The sequence below is a fragment of the Massilia sp. TSP1-1-2 genome (assembly GCF_049896185.1).
Taxonomy (GTDB): Bacteria; Pseudomonadota; Gammaproteobacteria; order Burkholderiales; family Burkholderiaceae_D; genus Telluria_A.
Window position 1 is genome coordinate 13,750 of sequence record NZ_JAFCTU010000037.1, and the last position, 15,141, is coordinate 28,890.

11 protein-coding genes are annotated in these 15,141 nt (G+C 64.0%); 8 read left to right on the forward strand and 3 right to left on the reverse strand.

Going from position 1 to position 15,141, the window contains the following annotated elements; genetic code table 11:
• The first annotated feature begins 5 nt into the window (after nt 1-5).
• The 5 genes from ACP7BV_RS22950 to yiaA all read left to right on the forward strand — a co-directional run bounded on the left by ACP7BV_RS22950 (nt 6) and on the right by yiaA (nt 4,643).
• A complete protein-coding gene (locus ACP7BV_RS22950; RefSeq protein ID WP_426107078.1) occupies nt 6-599 on the forward strand; it encodes a hypothetical protein in 594 nt (197 codons plus the stop codon).
• Nucleotides 600-787: 188 nt separating this feature from the next.
• On the forward strand, nt 788-3,358 hold the full coding sequence (locus ACP7BV_RS22955; protein ID WP_426107079.1) for a DUF349 domain-containing protein: 2,571 nt from the start codon (nt 788-790) through the stop codon (nt 3,356-3,358).
• Nucleotides 3,355-3,813, forward strand: a complete 459-nt coding sequence (locus ACP7BV_RS22960; protein ID WP_426107080.1) for a molybdenum cofactor biosynthesis protein MoaE — start codon at nt 3,355-3,357, stop codon at nt 3,811-3,813. Before ACP7BV_RS22955 ends, ACP7BV_RS22960 begins: the two co-directional genes overlap by 4 nt.
• Nucleotides 3,798-4,184, forward strand: a complete 387-nt coding sequence (gene crcB / locus ACP7BV_RS22965; RefSeq protein WP_426107081.1) for a fluoride efflux transporter CrcB — start codon at nt 3,798-3,800, stop codon at nt 4,182-4,184. Before ACP7BV_RS22960 ends, crcB begins: the two co-directional genes overlap by 16 nt.
• A 24-nt stretch (nt 4,185-4,208) precedes the next feature.
• On the forward strand, nt 4,209-4,643 hold the full coding sequence (gene yiaA / locus ACP7BV_RS22970) for an inner membrane protein YiaA (RefSeq protein ID WP_426107083.1): 435 nt from the start codon (nt 4,209-4,211) through the stop codon (nt 4,641-4,643).
• Between the two features lie 143 nt (nt 4,644-4,786).
• On the opposite strand, the gene ACP7BV_RS22975 is transcribed toward yiaA, so the two are convergent.
• On the reverse strand, nt 4,787-5,554 hold the full coding sequence (locus ACP7BV_RS22975) for a DUF4184 family protein (RefSeq protein WP_426107084.1): 768 nt from the start codon (nt 5,552-5,554) through the stop codon (nt 4,787-4,789).
• A gap of 66 nt (nt 5,555-5,620) precedes the next feature.
• A complete protein-coding gene (gene pepN / locus ACP7BV_RS22980; RefSeq protein WP_426107086.1) occupies nt 5,621-8,302 on the reverse strand; it encodes an aminopeptidase N in 2,682 nt (893 codons plus the stop codon).
• Between the two features lie 137 nt (nt 8,303-8,439).
• On the opposite strand from pepN, the gene clpB reads away from it, so the two are divergent.
• Nucleotides 8,440-11,058 carry an ATP-dependent chaperone ClpB gene (gene clpB, locus ACP7BV_RS22985; protein WP_426107087.1) on the forward strand — a complete coding sequence of 873 codons (2,619 nt, stop codon included), beginning with the start codon at nt 8,440-8,442 and terminating at the stop codon, nt 11,056-11,058.
• 30 nt (nt 11,059-11,088) lie between these two features.
• On the opposite strand, the gene ACP7BV_RS22990 is transcribed toward clpB, so the two are convergent.
• Nucleotides 11,089-12,675 (reverse strand): hypothetical protein, encoded by a 1,587-nt coding sequence (locus ACP7BV_RS22990; RefSeq protein ID WP_426107088.1) that lies wholly within the window; start codon nt 12,673-12,675, stop codon nt 11,089-11,091.
• Nucleotides 12,676-12,951: 276 nt separating this feature from the next.
• Between ACP7BV_RS22990 and rraA the strand changes: the two genes are divergently transcribed.
• Together rraA and aceA are read left to right on the forward strand one after the other, a co-directional pair.
• Nucleotides 12,952-13,446 carry a ribonuclease E activity regulator RraA gene (gene rraA, locus ACP7BV_RS22995; protein ID WP_426107089.1) on the forward strand — a complete coding sequence of 165 codons (495 nt, stop codon included), beginning with the start codon at nt 12,952-12,954 and terminating at the stop codon, nt 13,444-13,446.
• Nucleotides 13,447-13,754: 308 nt separating this feature from the next.
• Nucleotides 13,755-15,053, forward strand: a complete 1,299-nt coding sequence (gene aceA, locus ACP7BV_RS23000) for an isocitrate lyase (protein WP_426107090.1) — start codon at nt 13,755-13,757, stop codon at nt 15,051-15,053.
• Nucleotides 15,054-15,141: the final 88 nt, after the last annotated feature.

Consider the following 15,141-nt stretch of genomic DNA (forward strand, 5'->3'; position numbering starts at 1 on the left):
AGAGTATGTTAACGGCGACATATACCCTGGTGGCACTATCGGTCGAACAGGCCAACGTGCGAGTCAGCTTGCAATCCCTGCAAAAGCAACTTGAAACCAATTTTGTTCACCAGAGCGCGCTGACACCAGGCCAGGTCAGCTACGCATGCGATGTCGTCCAGCGTTTGTACGAAAGCTGCCATTGGCGCAAGCTGGACATGTTTCTGATCCCGGCGATCCGCAGCGCTACCGCCGAAGCCGACGAATTGCTGCACAGCCTTGAGGAACTGGGTCGTGCCGCCGCCGACGCCGTGGGCCTGCTGGCCATCAAGCTTGGTTCGACCGCCGTCGACAGCAGTGGCAAGGTGGCCCAGTTTTGCGACGCCATCGAGTCGTTCAGCATGGCCACGCTCAAGCGCCTGGAACTGGAAGAAAAAAAGTTGTTTCCCGTGGCGCGGTCCGTTATTTCCGGTGAAGCCTGGTTCTCGATCGCCAACCAGATGCTGGCGCACGACGCTTATGTGCAGGAGTCGCGCCCCATGCGCGCCGTGACGGCGGCCCAGGAATTGCCGCATGAGCAGGGGCGCCAACAGCGCCTTGCCGCCAATCTCGTGCATTGATCTCGTGCCTTGATCTCGTGCCTTGATCTCGTGCCATGATCTCGTGCCATGATCTGCCCCTGGATTGGTAGCGCGATTCAATACCACGGGAATCATCGATCGGTCTGACCGGGCGGCAATGCAGGCAATCGCCCGCTTTGGCGGCGGTTCTTGCTATGATGACGGTTTTGAATGGTTGATCACACGTCATGTTCGAATTCCTTTTCAAGCGACCGGGCGACAAGCCCGGAGACAAGCCGGGTGACAACGCCGCCGCACAGCCAACGCAAGCCGAGCAGAACGCGAGCGCCAAACAGGCGGCGAGCGCATCGTCGCGCGAGCTGCAAGCCCAGAAAATGGCCGGGCTGCGCGGAGACGAAGTAGGCACCGCCGAGTTCATTTTGCAGTGCGAATATTCGGAACTGCGCCTGACCGCGGCCGAACAGATTACGTCGCGCCACCAGCTCGAGCGCGTGTACGCCGCCATCCGCAATACCGACCGTCGCGTGGCCAAGCTGATGCAGTCGCGCCTGGACGCGATGCGCCACCACGACGCCGAACTGCAGCGTGGGCAACTGTGCATCGAGCAGGCCGACGCTCTGCTGCGCGAAGAAAAGCTGACCGCCAACCAGGTTGCCGACCTGGACCGCAAATGGTCCGTCGTTGCCGCGCCCGAACTGACGCCGCGTTTTGACGTCTTGCGCGCGCAATTGGCCGCGCGCCTGGAAGCGCAGGTGCAGCTGCAGCGCGCCATGATCGACCGCCTGGGCCAGGTGCGCAAACTGCCGAACAGCGCTCTGCCGGCGAGCGAGATCGCCGAGCGGCTGCACCAGATGGCGCAAGACCAGCAAAGCGCGCTCGCAGCGCCCGAACACGCCTCGCTGCCGCGCAGCCTGACCAATGAATTTGCCACGGAACACGCGCGCGTGGCCGCCATGCTGAGTCATATCGAGCAGGACCAGGCGGCGCTCGCCAAGCGCGACGCGCTGCTGGCCGAGTGGCGCGGCGTGGCGCCCGATACGCTCAACGCCGAGCTCCTGAACAAGGCTTGGCGCCAACTGCCGCCCGCGCCCGAACCGGAAGCTGCGCAATTGCGCCAGCGTTTCGACGAACTGCTGGCCACGATCCCGGTGACGGTGGCCCCGGCCCCGGCGCCGGCCCCGGGGCCGCGCAAGGGTGGCCCGGCGCCGGCCCCCGACCAGCATTTCATGGACGTGCTCGAAGCCATGGAAGCGGCGCTGCAGCATGGTTCGCTGGGCGCGGCGGCCGACTTTGACAAAGGCCTGAAGGACAGCAAGGACGGCAAGGCCATGCGCCTGACGCCGGCCCTGTCCGAGCGGCTGGCGCATGCGCGCGCCGAACTGAAGCGATTGTCGGACTGGGCGCGCTGGGGCGGCAATGTCTCGCGCGAAGAACTGATCAAGGCGGTCGAACAATTGAGCACGCAATCGCTGGCCATGAGCGAACTGGCCAAAAAGGTGGGCAGCATGCGCGACCGCTGGAAAGCGCTCGACACCCTGTCCGGCCCCGCGCCCAAAACCTTGTGGGAGCGCTTTGACGCGGCCTGTTCGGCTGCCTACGCGCCCGCCGCCGCCCACTTCAAGCATTTGGCCGACGAGCGCCACACCAACGCCGCCAAAGCCGAGGCCTTGATCGCGGAAGCGGCGGCCGAAACGGCGCGTCTGGCCAGCGGCGAATCGGTCGACTGGAAGCACATGGCCGTCACGGTGCAGCGCATGCGCCTGGCGTGGAGCCACCTGGGCGCGATCGACCGCAAGGACAAAAAACGGCTCGACCAGGCCTTTGCCGATGCGCTCAACGTGCTGCAAGGCCCGCTCGAAGAACAGCGCAAGGGCGAAGTGGCCGAGCGCGAGGCGATGATCGCCGAAGTGGCAGCCTTGAACCCGAACGAACGGCACGCGCTCGACGCGCTCAAGGCGCTGCAGGAGCGCTGGCAGGAGCATGCGCGCGCGCTGCCGCTCGAACGCAAGACCGAGCAGGCGCTGTGGCAGCGTTTTCGCGCCGCCTGCGACGCCGCTTTTGCCAAACGCAAGGAAACCGCGCACGCGGCCGACGCCGAACGGCGCGGCCACCAGGAAGCCAAGGAGGCCATCAGCGCCGGCCTGGAACAGGCGGCCGCGGCCACCGACACCGACGCTGCGAGCGCCGGCAAGCTGCTGCGCGAAGCGGCGGCGCAGTGGCACGCGATTGGCCCGGTCCCGCGCGCCAATGAAGCCAAGGTCGACAAGCGCTATCACGCGGCGGTGGCGGCGTTGCAGCACCATGTCGACGTCGCCCGGCGCAATGCCGGCAAGGCGCAGGCCACGGCGCTGCGCGACAAGCTGCGCCTGTGCCAGGAGCTCGAGTCGACGCTGGCGGACGGCGCCGCCGATCCGGCATCGGTCGACTGGGCGGCGCGCTGGGCCGCGCTGCCTGCAGTGGGGGCCGAGTACGAGCGCGCGCTCAAGGGACGGCTCGACGCGGCCCTGAGTGCGCCGCGCGCGGCGTACGCCGCCACGCTCGAGCAAAACCGCGCCCGGTTGCTGCACGAAGTGCTGCGCCTTGAAATTGCGGCCGGCATCGACAGCGGCAGCGAGTTCGCGCGCGAGCGCCTCAAGCTGCAGGTCGAGACGCTGCAATCGTCGCTCAAGTCGGGCCACAAGCCGGCCAGCGCGACCACCCAGTTCCAGCAACTGTGCGTTCTGCCGGCGCTGGCCGACGAACGCACCGCCGCGCGCATCGAGCACTTGTTCGCCCGTATCGCGAAAGACGGCAAGTGAGCACCGTGCGCGTCCAGGCGCAGGACTTCGATCTTTCCGCCGAAGTGGCCGCCCTGCGCAGCGGCGACGCGGGCGTTGGCGCCATCGTCAGTTTTGTCGGCACCGTGCGCGACATGAACGACGGCGCCGGCGTGGCCGAAATGGAGCTCGAACACTATGCCGGCATGACCGAGCAGTCGATTGAAAAAATCGTCGACCAGGCCAGGGCGCGCTGGCCGCTGTTGGGCGCGCGCGTGATCCACCGCGTCGGCCCTTTAAAGCCGATGGAGCAGATCGTGCTGGTGGCGTGCAGCGCGGCGCATCGGGGCGAAGCATTTGCGGCCTGCGAATTTATCATCGACTACCTCAAGACCGAGGCCCCATTCTGGAAAAAGGAACAAACGAGCGAGGGCGCGCGCTGGGTGGACGCGCGCGCGACCGACGACGCCGCGCTGGAAAAATGGGCGGCGCGCTAAGTTTCGCCGCCGTCGGCCTGGGCGCCGCCATCGGCGCCTGGCTGCGCTGGGCGCTGGCCCTGTGGCTGGCGGGTGCGCACGACAAGGTGCAGGCCGGGACGCTGGCGGCCAACCTGGCCGGCGGCTACCTGATCGGCATCGCACTGGGTTTTTTTGCCGGCTACCCGCACCTGTCGCCGGAATGGCGCCTGTTTGCCGTCACCGGCTTTCTGGGCGGGCTGACGACGTTCTCCACCTTTTCCGGCGAAGCGATGACGCTGCTGCAGCGCGGCGACTACGCCTGGGCGCTGGCGCACAGCGCGCTGCACCTGATCGGATCGATTTTTTGTTGTATCGCCGGGTATGCCACCTGGCGCGCATTGTCAGCGTAAGTCCCAACCACCCAGGAGAACTGCATGTCCACTCACATATCCCCACGTCCTACCGCGGCATTCGTCGGCGCTTCGTGGCTCGCGCTGCTGGTCGGTACCACGACCTACATGATCGGCCTGTGGAACGCCCAGATGCTGCTCAACGAGAAGGGCTACTACTTCACGCTGCTGATGTACGGCCTGTTCGCGTCGGTGTCGCTGCAAAAGTCGGTGCGCGACCGGCTCGAAGGCGTGAACGTCACGAACATTTATTTCGGGCTGTGCTGGATCTCGCTGATGCTGGCGGTCCTGCTGTTGACGGTGGGCTTGTGGAACGCCACGCTGGCCGCGAGCGAAAAAGGGTTTTATGCGATGTCGTTCCTGCTTAGCCTGTTCGCATCGGTGGCCGTACAAAAGAACGTGCGCGACAACGCCCAGGCCGACCTCACGTCGCCACCGGCCGCTTACAGCAAGGAATAGGGCGCGCATAGCGGGAACTCGCCTCCCGCGTGGAAAGCCGGCCTGCGCCGCCACGTTCCGTTCTGGCACACGGCGCAGCTTACACATCGGGCAAGCGCGGGCAAGCGCGGGCAAGCGCGGGCAAGCGCGGGCAAGCGCTTTGTTCAGCGCTTCATCGGCGCTCTGCCCATTTTCCAGGCGACGCACAGACATACTGTCGCAAGGGCTGCACAAGCCATGCCGGTAACAACGAAATTGAAGAGGCCATGCTCCACGCTGACGGCACTGCGAAGCAGCACGCCAGTCGTACCGCCGGCCGCAGCGGCAGCGCCCACAGCGGCGAGCGACAGAAAGCGCTGCCTCGTGCTCAAGTGCGCTCGATGCACACCATCGGGTGCGGTTCGTCTACACCATGCAACAATATAGCTTGCGATAACGATCAATCCCAGCAGGTTGCTCACCTGCTGCAACACCTTGAAAAGCGCAATGTCATGCCCGCCCACGGTAATAAAGGAGCGGAACAGGCTGAAGCGATGGACGATCGGGGTATCGGCGTGCGTAAACGCGTCCCAGAAAATATGCGACGCGGCGCCGATTATCAGCGATATCAGCACGATCCGGACAGCGCGCGCACTGTACCATGGCGTTGGCACTTGCTGCTCCATGCGCGAACTCAACGCTTGCGGAAGCCATGCCAGCAGGGGCTCCCTCATAAGCGCGTAATAGATTGCCAGGACAGCAGCGCCCGCAGGGACGCAATAGATGAGGATGCCAGGCACACTATGGCTGAACTTGCCAGTGACGCCCAGTGAGCAAAAATAGACAAAATCGGGCGCCATGCTGCCGATGACCAATCCCGGCAAGGAGGTCAGGCGCCCGGCGTGGCGATGCAGCGGGATCACGAGCGCCGGGTGGCACAATGTAAACGGCATCCGTCTCTTTCGTTTAGCACAAGTAAATTGGCGCACCCCCGGCCAAGAGCGCGCGCCACTGCAGCGTCAACGCACCGTCATCGCCTTCTTGATGGCCACGCAGCGCACTTCATGCTCATGCGTGTCCTTCAGCGCGCGCATGATCCCGGCCGACAGGTTTTTGTTCTGCGCGATGACCTTGTCCAGCCGCGCCACGTTGGCTGCGGTGCAGTTGGCCGGGATCATCGAGCCGCCGTAGGAACGCATGAAGACCGGATCGGCCGCCTTGTCGATCGCCGGCAGTTTGGCCAGGCGCTGTTCGGCGCTCGCTTCGGCCAGCGCCGCCTGCTCGACCGGGTACATGCTGCCCATCGCCGCGCGCAGGCGCGGGAATGGCGTGCTGGTCTTCACGTCCTCGATCTTGGCCAGCCATTCGGCCTTGACGGCAGCGTCGGGCCGCATCACGCTCGCCCGCAGCGCGGCCGTTTGCCCGCTGTCGGACTTGTCGCGCGCCAGTTCGGCCGGGATCAGCGCGGCGCTGTTCGGATAGTCGTAACGGTTCAGCGTCGTGATCAGGCTCCAGCGCAGGTCCTGGTTCAGCGGCATGCCTTGGATGACGGTTTCGCCCGACAGGATCGAGGCCAGCTTGTCCAGGCCCGCCTTGTCGGTGGCGACATCCTGGTACAGGCGGAACCAGCGGCGCGCAAAATCGAGGTTGCCGCTGTTTTCTTCGATGCCCTTCCATGCAATCTGCTGCAATTGGGTCATGGTCTTGGCCGCGTAGGCGGCCGGCGCGGGCATCGCCTTCAGGTAGTAGGCGCCGTTCGAGATGCGTCCGATCGCTTCGCCCAGCAAGGTGTAGTCCTTCTCGGCGCCGACGTTGTCCATCGCCGTCTGCATGAAGTCATTGAGCGGATACTTGGCCGCGCGCACGCCGTCCCACAGGCTTTGCCACAGCATGGTGCGCAGCAGCGTGTCGTCCACCTTGCCCAGCACCTTGCCGGCGGTGGCAAACGAGGCAGCGTCCAGCTCGACCATCGCAAAACCCCAGTCTTCGTAGTTCGGATACACCAGGTCAGGGCAGGCGCCGCCGATTAGTGCCTTGATCGGCGTGCTGGCGCCCTTGTAGGTCACCGGGACTTTCTTGTCGAGGACCAGTTTGCCGTTTTTCATGGCGAACGTGGCCACCTGCACGCGCTGCTCGCGCAGGGTAGCAGGCTTGCCGGCGCCGGCCGGCAACTGGCGCAGATTGAAGCTGGCGATCTTGCCGCCGCTGCACGTGAAGTCGGCCGCGATCGTGTTCACCCCTTCGGTGTAAAGCCATTGCTGCTTCCATGGCCCCAGGTCGCGCCCGGCCGCCTTGCCCAGTTCACCGATAAAGTCGTCCAGCTTCGCGTTTTTGAACTGGTACTTGACCAGGTAGTTGTGCACGCCCTTGCGGAACGCTTCCTCGCCCAGCAAATGGCGCAGCTGCTTGAGCGTGGAGGCGCCTTTCGAATAGGTGATCGCATCGATATTGTCGAACGCGTTGGCCGTGGACGGCACCGCCACTTCGATCGGATGGCTGGACGGCCCGGTATCTTGCACGTACGCGCTTTGCTTGTCGCTGATATAGAACGACTGCCAGGCGTTCTTGAATTCGGTCGACTCGCCCAGCGCCAGCGTGGCCATGAAGGACGCGAAGCTTTCGTTCAGCCACAGGCCGTTCCACCAGTCCATGGTAACCAGGTCGCCGAACCACTGGTGCGCCATTTCATGCAGGATCACTTCGGCCAGTTTCTCGCGCTCGCCGCTGGTCATCGCGCTCTTGTAGACGAAGCCGCGTTCGGCAAAGGTGATGGCGCCCGCGTTTTCCATCGCGCCATACAAAAAGTCGGGCACGAGGATGGTGTCGTATTTTTCAAAGGCGTACGGCACGCCGAAGTAGCCGTCAAAGTAAGCCAGGCCCGCCTTGGTGTACTTGAACCAGACGTCGGCCGGTATCTGCCCGGCCAGCGACTGGCGCGCGAACAGGCGCATCGGGTATGTGCCGCTGTTGTCTTCCCAGACCTTGTAGGGTCCGGCGTGCAGCGAGAAGTTATACGAGCTCAGTTTTTTGGTGGCCGGAAAGGTCCACCGGCGCGTGGCGCCCTGGTCGTCGATTTTGGTTTCGCGCTTGGTCGAGATGACGGTCCAGTCGGCGGGCGCGGTTACCGTCAGCGCGTAAGTTGCTTTCAGGTCGGGCTGGTCGAATAGCGCGAACATCTGGTTGGCGGCCGCCGGTTCAAAATGCGAGTAGGTATAGACCTTGCCGTCGAGCGGGTCTTGCATGCGGTGCAAGCCTTCGCCATTGGTGCTGTGCGATCGGGTGTAGGTGACGGAGACGGTGTTGCGCCCGGCGACCAGGTCCTTGGCGGCGACGGTGATGAACCAGTTGTTGTACTGTGGCGTGACGGCCTGGCCGTTAACGGTCAGCGCGCTGATCGTGCCCTTGTTCAGGTCTATCGTCAGCGGCGCCGACGCGTCCTTCAAGTCGAACGCGATGGTGCTGGTGCCGCCGAAGGTTTCCTTGCCGGTCAGCTCAAAGGCCAGCGTGTAGGCCACGTTCGACACGCGCGCGGAGCGCTTCATTGCTTCTTCGCGCGTGAGGTAGGCGTTTTCGGCGCGCGGGGCGGCGGCGGCGGCAATTTTGGCAGACGGGGCGGCAGCCGCCGGCGCAACTGCGGCGAGCGCAAACAGTGAGCCAACGATGGCGGCGAGGGTCAATACGCGTGGAACGGGACGGCTCATGGAGGCTCCTTGATGTGGAATCGCGCAACGATATCACCATTGCTTTTCATTGTGGAAAATTTTCTGGCGACTTGAAATGTGTCCATACGTCCCAATCTCGTTTTCAACATAGACATACCTTTTCAGGGAGCTAGACCATGCGTCAAGACAAGATGACCACCAAGCTGCAGGAAGCGCTTTCCGATTCGCAGAGTCTGGCGGTAGGAAACGACAATCAATACATCGAGCCCGTGCACTTGCTCACCGCCTTGCTGAACCAGGATGACGGCGGCGCCCGCTCGCTGCTGCAGCGCTCCGGCGTGAACGTGGGCGGCTTGAGCACCGCGCTCAAGAGTTCGCTTGAGCGTTTGCCGAAAGTGTCGGGCAACGGCGGCGAAACGCAGATCAGCCGGGAGCTGCTGGGCATGCTCAACCTTGCCGACAAGGAAGCGCAAAAACGGGGCGACCAGTTCATCTCCAGCGAAATGATCCTGCTCGCGCTCACCGACGACAAGTCCGACGCGGGCAAGCTGGCGCGCGAACAGGGCTTGGCGCGCAAGTCGCTGGAAGCTGCCATCGACGCGGTGCGCGGCGGGGCCGGCGTGCAGTCGGCCGACGCCGAAGGCCAGCGCGAGTCGCTCAAAAAATACACGCTCGACCTGACCGAGCGCGCGCGCCAGGGCAAGCTCGATCCCGTGATCGGGCGCGACGATGAAATCCGGCGCGCGATCCAGGTGCTGCAGCGGCGCACCAAGAACAACCCGGTGCTGATCGGCGAGCCGGGCGTGGGCAAGACCGCCATCGTCGAGGGGCTGGCGCAGCGCATCGTCAACGGTGAAGTGCCCGAGTCGCTCAAGGGCAAGCGCGTGCTCTCGCTCGACATGGCCGCGCTGGTGGCGGGCGCCAAGTACCGCGGCGAATTCGAAGAGCGCCTCAAATCCGTGCTCAAGGAGCTGGCGCAGGACGAGGGCCAGACCATCGTCTTCATCGACGAGATGCACACCATGGTCGGCGCGGGCAAGGCCGATGGCGCCATGGATGCGGGCAATATGCTCAAGCCGGCCCTGGCGCGCGGCGAACTGCACTGCGTCGGCGCGACCACGCTCGACGAATACCGCAAATACATCGAGAAGGATGCCGCGCTCGAGCGCCGCTTCCAGAAGATCATTGTCGACGAGCCGAGCGTGGAGGCGACCATTGCCATCCTGCGCGGGCTGCAGGACAAGTACGAGCTGCATCACAAGGTCGAAATCACGGACGCGGCCATCATCGCCGCAGCCGAACTGTCGCACCGCTACATCACGGACCGCTTCCTGCCGGACAAGGCGATCGACCTGATCGACGAGGCGGCCTCGAAGATCAAGATCGAGATCGACTCCAAGCCCGAAGTAATGGACAAGCTGGAACGGCGCATCATCCAGCTGAAAATCGAAAAGGAAGCCGTCAAGAAGGAAAAAGATGAAGCGTCGCGCCGGCGCCTGGACCTGATCGACGAGGAGATCGCGCGCCTGGAACGCGAGTACAACGACTTTGAAGAAATCCTCAAGGCCGAAAAGGCGATGGTGCAGGGGACCACGCACATCAAGGAAGAAATCGAGCGCATCCGCCACCAGATGGACGAGGCCACGCGCAGCAGCAACTGGCAAAAGGTGTCGGAGCTCCAGTACGGCAAGCTGCCCGAACTCGAGGCGCAGTTGAAGCACGCCGAAGACGACACGGCGCGCCAGGCGGCCGACGCCGGAGCCAAGCCCAAGCTGCTGCGCACCCAGGTGGGCGCCGAGGAGATCGCCGAAGTCGTCTCGCGCGCGACCGGCATTCCCGTCTCGCGCATGATGCAGGGCGAGCGCGACAAGCTGCTGCACATCGAGGAAAAGCTGCATGAACGCGTGGTCGGCCAGGACGAGGCGATCGAAGCCGTGGCCGACGCCATCCGCCGTTCGCGCGCGGGTCTGGCCGACCCTAACCGGCCATACGGCTCGTTCATGTTCCTCGGGCCCACGGGCGTGGGCAAGACCGAGTTGTGCAAGGCGCTGGCCGGCTTCCTGTTCGACACCGAGGAATCGATGATCCGGATCGACATGAGCGAATTCATGGAAAAGCATTCGGTGGCGCGGCTGATCGGCGCGCCGCCCGGGTACGTCGGCTACGACGAAGGCGGCTACCTGACCGAGGCGGTGCGGCGCAAGCCCTACAGCGTGATTTTGCTCGATGAAGTCGAAAAGGCGCATGCGGACGTATTCAACGTGCTGCTGCAGGTGCTCGACGACGGGCGCATGACGGATGGCCAGGGGCGCACCGTGGACTTCAAGAACACGGTGATCGTGATGACGTCCAATCTGGGCTCGCACCGGATCCAGGCGATGGAAAGCGACGATCCGGGCGTGGTCAAGCTGGCCGTGATGGCCGAGGTGCGCGCCCATTTCCGGCCCGAGTTCATCAACCGCATCGACGAGATTGTGGTGTTCCATGCGCTCGACGAGAAGAACATCGGCGCCATTGCCAAGATCCAGTTGAAGCACCTGGAACAGCGCCTGGCCAAGATGGAAATGACGCTCGCCGTGTCGCAGGAAGCGCTGCAAAAAATCGCCGAGGCGGGTTACGATCCGGTGTATGGCGCGCGTCCGCTCAAGCGCGCGATCCAGCAGCAGATTGAAAATCCGCTGTCCAAACTGATTCTGTCGGGCCGCTTCGGGCCGAAGGATACGATTTCAGTCGGCGTCGGTCCGGGCGGACTGGTGTTTGGCGAGGCGGGCATCGTCGATCTCGACAAGGCGTGACGCAAGGTGCCGGCCGGCGCGGCGCTGCGTTCAGGCGCCGCTGCGGGTCCGCGCGCCCGCAGTCTTTTCCAGTAAAGCTTCCATCTGCTGCTTGAGTTCGCCTTGCGCTTCCGAGCACCAGGCGCGCTCAAGGACGTCTTCAGCTTGCGCGTGCCAGTGGACACTGCGCCAGCGCGCCAAGGTGTCGACCGCGTTGCTCTTGTTCGCCCGGTCGTCGCCGCTGAGCGCCGCGCGCAGGATGGGCCAGCCTTTGCCGGAAAATTTGCGCAGGCCGATCGCCAGCCAGTTGATGGCCGCGCGCGTTTCGGCGTCGTGCGGACCCTGCTCGGCCGCCAGGTCGAGCTGCTCCAGGGCCAGCGCTACATAGCGCTCGACCCGGGCCGGGTCGGTCGTGCTGGTCAGGCCGAACCACTGGCTGCGTTCGCGCCGTTGCTGCTTGGCGAAGTGAAAATCCCACGGATCGACACGGAAGTCGGGCGCCAGCTGCGCGGCCAGTTCAAACTGGTCGTCGGTGCCCGAGCGCAGCTTGTCGCGCACCAGCGCCGGCCAATCGTCCATGGCCAGCACTTGCCCGGCCAGGTGCCTGACGTGGCGCAGCTGCGCGTCGTCCCAGCCATCGCTGTCCATGGCGGCGATGGCGCGCACCGTCGCCGCCACCTGTAACTGTTGCGGCCGCTGGCGCTGCACGCAGTGCAGGTAGGCCAGGGTGGCCGCGGCGCCGTCGGCGTAATCGGCCATGGTCTTGTCCGGTCCCTCACGCCCCTCGCACAGGATTTGAAGGATCTCGCCCGCGCCAAGCAGCAGGCGCTCGTCGGGGGCCGGCGCCTTTAGTGCTTCCAGCAAGTTCCCGCCGGTGGCGCACAGGTAAGCCAGGCTGGCGCTCATGCGCGTATTCTTGTAGCCGTCGCGCAGCAGCCATTGCTGGATTTCGGGACACTGCGTGCCGGCCAGCTTGCGCACCACGTGAATGCGGCCCCAGCCGCGCACACGCCGGGCCAGGTTCCACATGGCTGTTTGCGATTGCTCGGGGCCGAGCAGCTGGCACAGGGCAATTGCACACAGCTGGGTGAACGCTTCGTGCAGGCCGAGTGTCATCAGCAGGTCGGCGTCGCTGGCGTTGCCGTAGCGGCCCAGCACGGCAATGGCGATCTTGACAGGCATCGCGTCGGGCGCCTTGCGCGCCAGCCAGCGCGCCAGCAGCGCCATGCGCGCGGGGTCGGCGCCGGTTTTGTCCAGCCGTGTAAGCACGTCGCCGGCGAGCATTTCGTCTGGGGCGGACAACAAGGCCTGGTACAGCGTGTCCAAGTGAGGCGCGGCATGGTGGCCGGCGGCGCGGTGCAAGGCCGTATTCACCGCGTGTGCTTGGGCACGTGCCGGCGCGCTTCGGTGGTCGTTGGCGCTGTAGTCGGTGGCGCCGTCCCACGCCGTGGCGCCGGGCGCTTGTTCGCCGAACAGGGGAAAACTGGGGTTGCGCAGACTGCCGTCGCTTTGCGTTTCGCTGGTGCAAATGCGGTCATGCACCGCCATGCGGCCTGCGCTCCACGGAACGGGCAGGGCGTCCGGCGCCAGCTGCAAGCGCGGCGCAGGCATGAACAGGGAACGCAGCCAGTTCACCATGCGCGCTGGCTTGCGCCGCCCCTCTTTCCGGTCCGATTGCCGACCATCTCTTCCTTGAGCCGTTTCCACGCGCGCGGCAGCGGCAAGGCCGCATGAGCAATCAGAATGTACACCACGGACTCCCTGTAAAGATAGGTGCTCACTATACGGGATAAGTGCTTGAAGGAAATATCTCATTTGCAAAGACGGCCGTGCTCGTGCAAGCCTTGTTCATTGGGCTTAAAATTGGCGCCAGCCTGACAATCATTCATCCATGCCATCTGCCGCGAGCCACCCATGACCTTTGCCACCACCGATCTGTGCGACGACCATCCCCAACTGCTTGAAGATGGCCGCCTGTCGGTCTTGCCCCCGCTGTTCCGGCACCTGGGGCGGCACGCCAAGTTCTACGGGCGCGTGAGCACCCTCAAGGTGTTTGAAGACAACGCGCTGGTGCGTTCCACGCTGGAAGGGCCTGGCAACGGCAACGTGCTCGTCATTGATGGCGGCGCCAGCCTGCGGCGCGCGCTGGTGGGCGGTCAACTGGCGCTGCTGGCCCAGGACAATGGCTGGGCCGGCATCGTGGTCGACGGTTGCGTGCGCGACAGCGATGAAATCAATGCCTGCGATATCGGCGTACGCGCGCTGGGCGTGCATCCGCAAAAAAGCGCGAAAAAGGGTGCGGGCGAGCGCAACATTCGCGTGCTCATCAGCGGCGTGCCGGTCAGTCCCGGCGACTGGATCTACGCCGACGCCGACGGGGTGCTGGTGGCGCAGCAAAAGCTGGCGTAACGGTGACTGCGGCCAATTTGTGCGCGCGGCGCGGACCGATCCGGCACGCGCGTGGCTGGCTGAGCTTTTCATCAGGCGAAAGTCTCATTTCACATTGTGAAAACTGGCTGGCGCGCCGGGCGCTCACGCTTTTCCATTTAAAGAAATTTTGTTTCGCATCGCGAAATGTTGGTGGCAAGCTTCTGATTTTTATGTGTTTTTAATTAGTTATGTGTCTTATATAAGAGTATTGTTGCGCTGCGCAATTGGGCCTATCATTTGGATAAGGGATACCACTGCTCATTTAGCTACTCAATCAGGAGAACACCATGGCAACGCGCGAACAGCAAGCAGCACTATTGCAAGAGGACTGGGACAGCAATCCCCGCTGGACCGGCATCGTGCGCAATTACACCGCCGCCGACGTCGTGCGCCTGCGCGGTTCGCTCCCCATCGAGCACACGCTGGCCCGGCGCGGTGCGCTCAAGCTGTGGGACTTGCTGAGCCGCGACCACTACGTCAACGCGCTGGGCGCCATGTCCGGCAACCAGGCCATGCAGCAGGTCAAGGCGGGGCTCAAGGCCGTGTATTTGTCTGGCTGGCAAGTGGCCGGCGACGCCAATGCGGCTGGCGAAATGTACCCCGACCAATCCTTGTATCCGGCCAATTCAGTCCCGCAGGTGGTAAAACGCATCAACAACACCTTCCAGCGCGCCGACCAGATTCAGTGGTCCGAAGGAAAAGATGACATTGATTATTTCGTTCCCATCGTGGCCGATGCGGAAGCCGGTTTCGGCGGCGTGCTCAATGCCTACGAACTGATGAAGTCCATGATCGATGCGGGTGCGGCCGGGGTGCACTTCGAGGATCAGCTGGCATCGGTCAAGAAATGCGGCCACATGGGCGGCAAGGTACTGGTGCCCACGCGCGAAGCCGTTGAAAAACTGACGGCAGCGCGCCTGGCGGCCGATGTGATGGGCGTGTCCACGCTGGTCATCGCGCGCACCGATGCCGATGCGGCCGACTTGCTCACCTCCGACATCGATGCCAATGACCGCCCGTTTTGTACGGGCGAGCGGACGGTCGAGGGTTTCTACAAGGTGCGCCCCGGAATCGAGCAAGCCATCGCGCGCGCGCTGGCGTATGCCCCTTTCGCCGACCTGGTCTGGTGCGAAACGGGCAAGCCCGACCTGGCTTACGCCAAGCAGTTCGCCCAGGCCGTGCATGCCAGGTTCCCCGGCAAAATGCTGGCCTACAACTGCTCGCCATCCTTTAACTGGAAGAAAAACCTGGACGACGCCACGATCGCCAAATTCCAGAAGGAACTGGGCGCCATGGGATACAAGTTCCAGTTCATCACGCTGGCCGGCTTCCACGCGCTCAATTACGGCATGTTTAACCTGGCGCACGGCTATGCGCGGCGCGGCATGCCGGCCTTTGTCGAGTTGCAGGAGGCCGAATTTGCCGCAGCCCAGCGCGGCTTCACTGCCGTCAAGCACCAGCGCGAAGTGGGCACTGGCTATTTCGACACTGTCACCCAGACCATCCAGCAACACCAAAGTTCGACCACGGCCCTGCACGGCTCGACCGAAGACGCCCAATTCTTCGACGAAAAGAAGGTCGCCTGACCCGTTAGCGCACGCCGGGCTGGATTGGCGCGCCGCCGCAGCACGGAAATTGTGCTGCGGCTTTTTTTCGTGGCGGCGCGGATTAGTG

What these genes read in the sequence shown, in the direction of transcription:
- ACP7BV_RS22950 (WP_426107078.1), top strand. Translation starts at nt 6, where the DNA reads ATGTTAACGGCGACATATACCCTGGTGGCACTATCGGTCGAACAGGCC.
- ACP7BV_RS22955 (WP_426107079.1), top strand. Translation starts at nt 788, where the DNA reads ATGTTCGAATTCCTTTTCAAGCGACCGGGCGACAAGCCCGGAGACAAG.
- crcB (WP_426107081.1), top strand. Translation starts at nt 3,798, where the DNA reads ATGGGCGGCGCGCTAAGTTTCGCCGCCGTCGGCCTGGGCGCCGCCATC.
- yiaA (WP_426107083.1), top strand. Translation starts at nt 4,209, where the DNA reads ATGTCCACTCACATATCCCCACGTCCTACCGCGGCATTCGTCGGCGCT.
- ACP7BV_RS22975 (WP_426107084.1), bottom strand. Translation starts at nt 5,554, where the DNA reads ATGCCGTTTACATTGTGCCACCCGGCGCTCGTGATCCCGCTGCATCGC.
- pepN (WP_426107086.1), bottom strand. Translation starts at nt 8,302, where the DNA reads ATGAGCCGTCCCGTTCCACGCGTATTGACCCTCGCCGCCATCGTTGGC.
- clpB (WP_426107087.1), top strand. Translation starts at nt 8,440, where the DNA reads ATGCGTCAAGACAAGATGACCACCAAGCTGCAGGAAGCGCTTTCCGAT.
- ACP7BV_RS22990 (WP_426107088.1), bottom strand. Translation starts at nt 12,675, where the DNA reads ATGGTGAACTGGCTGCGTTCCCTGTTCATGCCTGCGCCGCGCTTGCAG.
- rraA (WP_426107089.1), top strand. Translation starts at nt 12,952, where the DNA reads ATGACCTTTGCCACCACCGATCTGTGCGACGACCATCCCCAACTGCTT.
- aceA (WP_426107090.1), top strand. Translation starts at nt 13,755, where the DNA reads ATGGCAACGCGCGAACAGCAAGCAGCACTATTGCAAGAGGACTGGGAC.